This is a genomic window from Methylobacterium sp. P3_A11, from assembly GCF_056403155.1.
Map to the genome: position 1 here is coordinate 87575 of NZ_JBFUGA010000009.1, position 7464 is coordinate 95038.

Here is a 7464-nt window from a genome sequence, read left to right on the forward strand (position 1 = left end):
CGCTCTGACACCGCGCGGTCGATTCACGGCCGCTGAACGATCTCCGAGGAAGCATTCGAAGCCAGCGACCTTAACCATCGCGATAAAGGCAGCATGCGCCTCCGCATCCGTTGCGAACGGGCTCTGCCAGCACGTGCAGCCGGAGTGGTGGACTACCGTGAAGGCTGCATCATGTCGTCTAGGTCTCCAATTTGCAGCGGGAGGATCTACCACCAGCCGGCGCTCATCTCGGCAGCGAGGTCGCGGCGCGTCGTGGCGGGCTGCAGAGAGCGATCGAGGGCTGCCATGACCCGTCGGACCGCTTCCTCGTAGCGCGGCGAGGCGGGATTGCGCGGGCGCGGCAGCTCGATCGCGACAGTCTCGTCGAGCCGGCCTGGCCTTGGCCGCATCACCACGACCCGGTCGGCCAACGTCACGGCCTCGCCCACGTCGTGCGTGACGATCAGGATCGTGGGCTTCGATTCCGCCCAGAGGTCGAGCAACTGCGCGTGCAGGTCCCGGCGCGTGAACGCATCAAGCGCCGAGAAGGGTTCGTCGAGGAGCAGCACGCGCGGCTGCGGGACGAAGGCCCGGGCGATGGAGACGCGCTGCTGCTGGCCGCCCGACAGCTCCCGGGGCCAGCGGCGGCCGTGCTCGGACAAGCCGACCCGCTCCAGGGCCTGATCGACGCGCGCGCGATAGGCGGACCGGCCGAGCCCGGCGAGGCCGAAGCCGACATTGTCGGCGACGCTCAGCCACGGCAGCAGCCGCGGTTCCTGGAAGACGACGCCGATCCACGGATGGGGCTGGCGGATCGTCTCGCCGTCGACCGCGACGCTCCCGGCGCTGGCCCGATCGAGCCCCGCAATGAGTCGCAGTAGGGTCGTCTTGCCGCAGCCGGATCCGCCGATGAGCGCGACGATCTCGCCGGGCGCTACCGACAGCCCGATGCCCGAGAGCGCCTGCGTGCCGTCCGCGTAGGTCTTCGAGAGGGCTTCGATGATGAGCACGGGGACCTAACCCTTGGGCAAGCGAGCGGGTGGGAGGCCGGGAAAAGACCCGGCCTTCACAGGCTCTCCCGCACCGTATCCTGCCAGCGCGTCAAGGGCCGCGTCATCACGACGAAGAGCGTATCGGCCAGCTTCCCGGCGAGCGCGAAGGCGATGATCGCCGCCAGGATCTGGTCGGGCTTGCCGAGTTGCTGACCATCGACGAGCAGGTAGCCGAGCCCTTCGGAGGCCCCCATCAGCTCGGCCGCGACCACGAACAGGAACCCGAGGCCGAGGCCGGTGCGCAGGCCGACTAGCGTCGCCGGAAGGATCGCGGGCAGCAGAATCCGGCGGGCCATGGCGCCGCGCGACAGGCGATAGATGCGCCCGACCTCTACGAGCTTGCGATCGACCGAGGCGATCGCGCCGGACACCCCGACATAGACGGGGAAGAACACCCCCACGGCGATCAGCAGGATCTTCGGCGTCTCGAGGATGCCGAACCAGAGGATGAAGAGCGGGACCCAGGCAAGCGACGGCACCGCGCGCAGAGCCTGCAGGCTCGGGTCGCAGATCCGGCGCACGAGCGGCAGCACTGCGACCGCGGTGCCCATCAGAATCCCGGCTGCGGCGCCGCCGAGGAAACCGAGGCCGACCCGGATCAGCGTCGCTTGGATATGGGCCAGGAGGTCGCCCGATGCGGCGAGTTCCCAGAGCGTTGCGCCGATCCGGCTCGGCGGCGGCAGAAGGCGCCCGGAGGCTAGCCCGGTATCGACCGAGACCTCCCATCCGGTCGCGAGTGCTACCGGGAGCGCGAGTGCGAGGACGATCCCGAGACCGAGGCGGCCACCTTGCCGCAGCACCGGCATCCCCGCCTCAACGGGCCGCGACGGGATTGAAGCGCGCGTCGAGCAGGCCGTCGACCGCCGCCGCCACCTCGGTGCCGGCCGGGATCACGCCGGCCTGCTGGAGGGCGAGGCCGGCCGCCCTGATTGCCTCAGCCTGGGCCGGACCGATCGTCGGCTGGGAGAGGTCGGTGCGCTCCAACTGGCGGGCGATCACCGGTTCAGGCAGCCTGGTGGAGGCCATCAGAGCCGCTTTGAGAGCCTGCGGGTTGGCCAGCGCGTAGGCGCGGGCACGCTCGTAGGCCGCGATCACCGCCCGGACCAGGTCGGGATGGGTCTGCGCAAAATCCTCGCGCACGTCGAGCAAGCCCCAGGTGTTGGCCGCCGCGTCGCGGTAGAACAACACGTCGCCGTTCTCGATCTCGGCCGCCGCCATCATCGGGTCGAGACCCGCCCAGGCATCGACGTCCCCGCGGTCGAGGGCCGTGCGTCCGTCCGGATGCTGGAGTAGGACGAGCTTGGCGTCCTTCTCGGTGAGGCCGACGCTCTGGAGCGCGCGGATCAGGAAGATGTGGGGGTCGGTGCCCCGGGTGACGGCGACGCGCTTCCCCTTCAGGTCGGCGGGCTTGGCGATGCCGGTGTCCTTGCGGGTGACGAGGGCGGTCCATTCCGGGCGCGAGAAGGCGTAGACCGCTCGGATCGGATTGCCGTTGATCCGCGCCACGAGGGCCGCAGCACCCGCCGCCGAGCCGAAATCGATCGCGCCCGCGTTCAGGAATTCGAGCGCCTTGTTGGAGCCGAGCGACTGGACCCAGCGGACCTTGATGCCCTTCGGCGCCAGGGCCTCCTCCAGAAAACCCTTCTCCTTCAGGAGGAGGCCGACCGGATTGTAGGTCGCCCAGTCCAGACGGATCTCCTTGGGATCCTCGGCGAAGGCCCTTTGCCCGAGCGGTCCCGTCAGGGTCGCCAGGGCGAGGCCGGCGGCCAGGAGGACTCTGCGGGATGCGGACATGGACAAGACCTTGGTGTGCATCGCCCTACGGATAAGGCGTATTTGGGAGAACTCAGGAAAGGCGCGTCCGGTCAAGTCTGTTGACCGAGGATACCCAGGATCTCGCGGCGAAGACGCACGATCTCGGGGTCGTCACGGTGACGCGGATAAGGGGCGGGCACGGGCAACTCGGCTCGGATCGCCGCCGGGCGGTCAGAGAGCACGATCACGCGCTTGGCCAGGACAAGCGCCTCCTCGACATCGTGGGTGACGAGGAGTGCGGTGAACCGCTTCTCCTGCCAAAGGCGGAGGATCTCGGCCTGCATGGCAAGCCGGGTCAGCGCGTCGAGCTTGCCCAGCGGCTCATCGAGGAGCAGCAGGCGCGGTTCGTTGACGAGGGCGCGCGCAAGCGCAACGCGCTGGGCCATGCCGCCCGAGAGCTGGTGCGGATAGACCTCGGCGAAGCCGTCGAGCCCGACGAGGTGCAGCGCCGCGTCGGCCAGCGCGGCCCGCTCTCGGCCGACGCCCTGGGCCTCCAGGCCGAGCGCGACGTTGGCGCGCACGGTGCGCCAGGGATAGAGGGTTGGGTCCTGGAAGACGAGGAGCCGCGACGGGTCCGGGTCCTCGACTGGATCGCCGTCGATCGCGATGGTGCCCTGATTGGGCAGTTCGAGCCCGGCCACGAGCCGCAGTAGGGTGGACTTGCCGCAGCCCGACGGGCCGAGCAGCGCCACAAAGCCGCCGGGCTCCACCTCAAGGCTCACCCGGTCGAGCACCGGCAGGGGCGCGCCGCGGATCGCGAAGGCGTGGCTGACGGCATCCACAGTCAGGCGCCCCCCGGCGGCTTGAGCAGCCTGTTCTCGGGTCGCGGTGGCTACCATTGCACCAGCCCCTTCTGCCACGCGAGCAGGCGGTCGCGGAGGCGGAACAGCAGCGTGATCAGGGACGAGCACATCAGCGCCATCACGATCAGCGCGGCGTACATGTTGGCGTAGGCAGCCCACCCTTGAGCCCATTGCAGGTACCAGCCGAGGCCGGACTTCACGCCGAGCATCTCGGCCACCACGAGCACCGCGAACGAGCCGCCGAGCCCCATGAACAGGCCGACGAAGACGTGCGGCAGCGCTGCCGGGATCGCCACGCGCAGGATCAGGAAGCTGCGCGAGGCGCCGAGTGTGCGCGCCACGTCGAAATAGGCCTTGTTGACACCCGCCACCCCCGACCATGTCAGGACCGTGACCGGGAAGCCGGTTGCGAGCGCCACCAGGAAGGTGCTGGCCGACCACGAGGACGGGAAGACGAAGAACGCCAGTGGCAGCCACGCCGTGGCCGGCAGCGGCCCGACGAAGCGCAGCACCGGATGCGCCCAGTAGCCGACCGCCCGCGACGAGCCGATCGCGACGCCGAGCGTGAACCCTACCGCTGCCCCGAAAGCGTAACCTCCGGAAAGCAGGATCAGAGAGTTGAGGATGCTGCCGCCGAGCTTCGGCCAATCGTCAAGGAAGACTTCCAGGATCGCCTGTGGAGGCGGGAAGAACGGCATCGGCAGCCATTCGAGTTTCGCCGTGGCGAATTCCCACGCGACGAGCGCGAGGGCGAGGACGGCAAGCCACGGGCTCCAGTGACGCATTCGCGCGCCCGGTGTCCCAAGCCGGGAGACGATGAGCGATAACAGGAGGAGCACAGCGCCGAGCACGGCGGCGCCTTGCGCGAATGCACCGGTCCGCGGGAAGTCGCCCGCCTCCGGCAGGCCGAGGGCGACCGCCGCGAGGGCGAGCCAGGCCAGCCCGGCGATCAGCCCCGACCAGGACGGCCGCAGCGGACGGCGAGGCGTTGCGCAGGCGGCGTCGGGCGCTGCGGTGACGGTGAGGCTGCCGGCCATTCCGTTCCCCTTCAGCTCAGGACGTCGGCGTAGATCCGCTCGGCGAATTTCGCCGAATCGGTCGACCGTTTGAGGACGTTAACCTGCTTCAACTCGTCGCCATAAAGGGCGAGTTGCTGTTTGAGGCTCGCGCCGACGGGGCTGTCGCCGTGTTGCTGACTGCGCAGCATCGCGGGGAGATCGTCGATCGAGCCTTTGCCGCCGTAGCCCGAGAAGGCCCGCGCTGCGGCTTCCGGGTCGACATGGACGGCATGGCCGCCTTCCAAGATGGCTCGTGTGAGGGCGGTGGCGACCGCCCGATCGTTGCGGATCAGGCTCCCGCGGACCGCGACGACGCAGCAGGTACGCGTGGCGTAGTCGCCGGCGAGGTTGGTCGACACCTCGGCGAAGCGCGGGTCCTTCAGCCAGATCCAGGTGCGCGGATCGGAATCGGCCAGCGCCTGCGCTTCGCCCTTCTCGACCGCAAGGTTCAGGAGGTCGGCTGGATACTGCCGCCACTCGACCCCGTTCTCCGGGTCGATTCCGGCCTTGGCGAGGACGAGGCCGAAGAAGTTTTTGGCCGGGCTTGCCTGATCGCTGATCGCGATGGTCTTGCCCTTGAGGGCGCCGACCTCGGTGATTCCGGCGGCCTTCGAGCCCAGGAGACGGAGGCAGCCTCCGTGCAGTCCGGCCGTGATCTTCACGTCGAAGCCCTGCTCCAAGGGCTTCAGCCATCGCAGCGCCATGCCGATGCCGGCATCGGCCTTGCCGGTGGCGATGGCCTCCAGCAGCGCCTCGGTCGAGCCGCCGAAATTCACGAACTCGACCTCGAGGCCGTGCTTGGCAAAAATGCCTCGCTCCTTGGCGAGCGGCGCTGCCGCGGTGCAGATGGCCGAGGCGTTCCAGGCAAGCTTGATCGGCCGCAGCGGACCGGACGGCCCTTCGGCCGCCGCCGGCCGGCAGAGCGGGCCAGGATCGAAGAGCGCGGATGGACCCGGCGCCCACGCGCGCCCGGTACCGAGCCCAAGGCCAAAGGGCATTGCTACGGCGGCCGCGCCGGTCCGCAGCAGTAGGCGACGCGAGGGCAGGCCGCCGGATCGGATGCCGCCCGGACTTGAGGGCTCGTCGCTCATGTCGACAGGATCTCCTTGGTGCACACGGCGCAGAGCATGGACGCGCGTGCCATCGATCCGGCCCCACGGCCGTACGGCATCCGCACGCTCGTATTTTGAAAGTGCCCGTCCTCTGCGGAATCGGCCCACAAACTATTCATTACGGTGAATGCCAAGTCAACGAAACGCTTTTTCCCATTTTCGCCGCGGGTGGACGAGTTTGTCTTCCCGCGTTTGAGAAAAACGGAATAAGCTTTCGTTGACCCGCGACGCCGCGGAGTGGACGATTATCGTCCATGACCGTCGCCGTCCCGCCCACCGACATAGCCAGTGCCCTCACCGAGACCTTCGCCGGACGGGCCGTCGGGTACGATCGGACGGGATCCTTCCCGCACGACAGCATCGCCGACCTGCGCGAGGCCGGGCTTCTCGGGCTCACGGTGCCGAGGCGCCTCGGGGGCGGTGGAGCTGGGCTCGCACGGGCCGCCGAGGTGGTGGGCGCCATCGGCCGCGGTGATCCAGCGACGGCACTTGTCCTGTCGATGCAGCTTCTCCAGCATGCCCTGATCCATAGGCCCGACTCGGCTTGGTCCCGCGGGGTCGCGGACAAGGTGGGCGAGGAGGCCGTCGCCGCGGGCGCTCTGATCAACGCCCTGCGGGTCGAGCCGGAGCTTGGGACACCCTCGCGGGGCGGCCTGCCCGCGACCGTCGCCAGCCGGGACGGCAAGGGCTGGCGCATCGCCGGCCGGAAGATCTGCTCGACCGGGGCGCCCGGCCTGGCCTACGGCGTCGTCTTCGTCCGCACCGACGAAGCCCACCCGCGCACGGGCAACGTTCTCGTTCCCTTCGACGCGCCGGGCATGCGCATCGAGGAAAGCTGGGACCATCTGGGACTGCGCGCTTCGGGCAGCCACGACGTGGTGCTCGAAGACGTGTGGGTTCCCGCCGATTTCGCCCTGGATCTGCGCGCTCCGGGCGAATGGCGCCCCGACCCGTGGCAGCAGGCCTGGAGCTGCACTCTCTTGTCGGCTCTCTACGACGGGGTCGCGCGGGCGGCACAGGATTGGTTCGTCCGCTACCTGCGCGAGCGCGTGCCGGGCAGCCTCGGGGCGCCGCTCGCGAGCCTGCCGCGCTTCCAGGAAGCGGTCGGCGAGAACGAGCGCCTGCTCGCTGTCAACGCGCGCCTCGTCACCGGCCTCGCCGCAGAGGTCGATGCGGGGCATCCCCCGGCGCCGCGGGAAGCCGGCTTCGTGAAGCTGACGGTGACGGAGGGCGCCATCGCCGCCGTGCAGCGTGCCGCGGAACTGTGCGGCAATGCCGGCCTCTCGCGGGCGAACCCGCTGGAGCGCCACCTGCGCGACGTGCTCTGCGCCCGCATCCATTGGCCTCAGGCCGACGCCGTCCACACCGCCGCCGGCAAGGCCGCGCTCGGTGCCTAACTGTGCAGTCCCGCGGTGTGGTGGCATCAATTTAGCTGTAACCGCCGCACACCGGGAGGCGTTATGGGACAGGTTCTTCACGGCTGCGCCACGACCACGCACGCGGTCAGAGCAACGCTACAGCGATCGAAAGCTCCGCTCAAAGATCTTGCCGCCCAGCATGGACTGAACCCCAAGACAGTCGCGAAGTGGCGTAAGCGAGCCTTCGTGCATGACGCGGCGATGGGACCGAAGACGCCGCGCTCTAC

8 protein-coding genes are annotated in these 7464 nt (G+C 69.3%); 2 read left to right on the forward strand and 6 right to left on the reverse strand.

All coding sequences use genetic code 11. The annotated features are described in order from the left end of the window. Window positions 1-206: 206 nt before the first annotated feature. The 6 genes from AC1DXK_RS04985 to AC1DXK_RS05010 all read right to left on the reverse strand — a co-directional run bounded on the left by AC1DXK_RS04985 (window position 207) and on the right by AC1DXK_RS05010 (window position 5798). A complete protein-coding gene (locus AC1DXK_RS04985; protein ID WP_457106204.1) occupies window positions 207-989 on the reverse strand; it encodes an ABC transporter ATP-binding protein in 783 nt (260 codons plus the stop codon). Between the two features lie 56 nt (window positions 990-1045). Continuing rightward, the gene (locus AC1DXK_RS04990; protein WP_457106203.1) at window positions 1046-1837 is read right to left on the reverse strand and encodes an ABC transporter permease; all 792 of its coding nucleotides are present in this window, start codon (window positions 1835-1837) and stop codon (window positions 1046-1048) included. Between the two features lie 7 nt (window positions 1838-1844). Then, complete coding sequence (locus tag AC1DXK_RS04995) at window positions 1845-2825, reverse strand: aliphatic sulfonate ABC transporter substrate-binding protein (protein ID WP_457106202.1); 981 nt, start codon at window positions 2823-2825, stop codon at window positions 1845-1847. Between the two features lie 71 nt (window positions 2826-2896). After that, window positions 2897-3685 (reverse strand): ABC transporter ATP-binding protein, encoded by a 789-nt coding sequence (locus tag AC1DXK_RS05000; RefSeq protein ID WP_457106201.1) that lies wholly within the window; start codon window positions 3683-3685, stop codon window positions 2897-2899. Then, entirely contained in the window at window positions 3679-4686 is a 1008-nt protein-coding gene (locus AC1DXK_RS05005; protein WP_457106200.1) for an ABC transporter permease, read from the reverse strand. The genes AC1DXK_RS05000 and AC1DXK_RS05005 overlap by 7 nt, the downstream gene beginning before the upstream one ends. Before the next feature lie 11 nt (window positions 4687-4697). Then, window positions 4698-5798, reverse strand: coding sequence for an ABC transporter substrate-binding protein (locus AC1DXK_RS05010; RefSeq protein ID WP_457106199.1), 1101 nt, complete (start codon window positions 5796-5798; stop codon window positions 4698-4700). Between the two features lie 275 nt (window positions 5799-6073). Between AC1DXK_RS05010 and AC1DXK_RS05015 the strand changes: the two genes are divergently transcribed. Continuing rightward, window positions 6074-7216, forward strand: a complete 1143-nt coding sequence (locus AC1DXK_RS05015) for an acyl-CoA dehydrogenase family protein (RefSeq protein WP_457106198.1) — start codon at window positions 6074-6076, stop codon at window positions 7214-7216. A gap of 63 nt (window positions 7217-7279) precedes the next feature. After that, window positions 7280-7464: transposase (locus tag AC1DXK_RS05020; protein ID WP_477297057.1), on the forward strand; the 185-nt coding region annotated here is incomplete at its 3' end.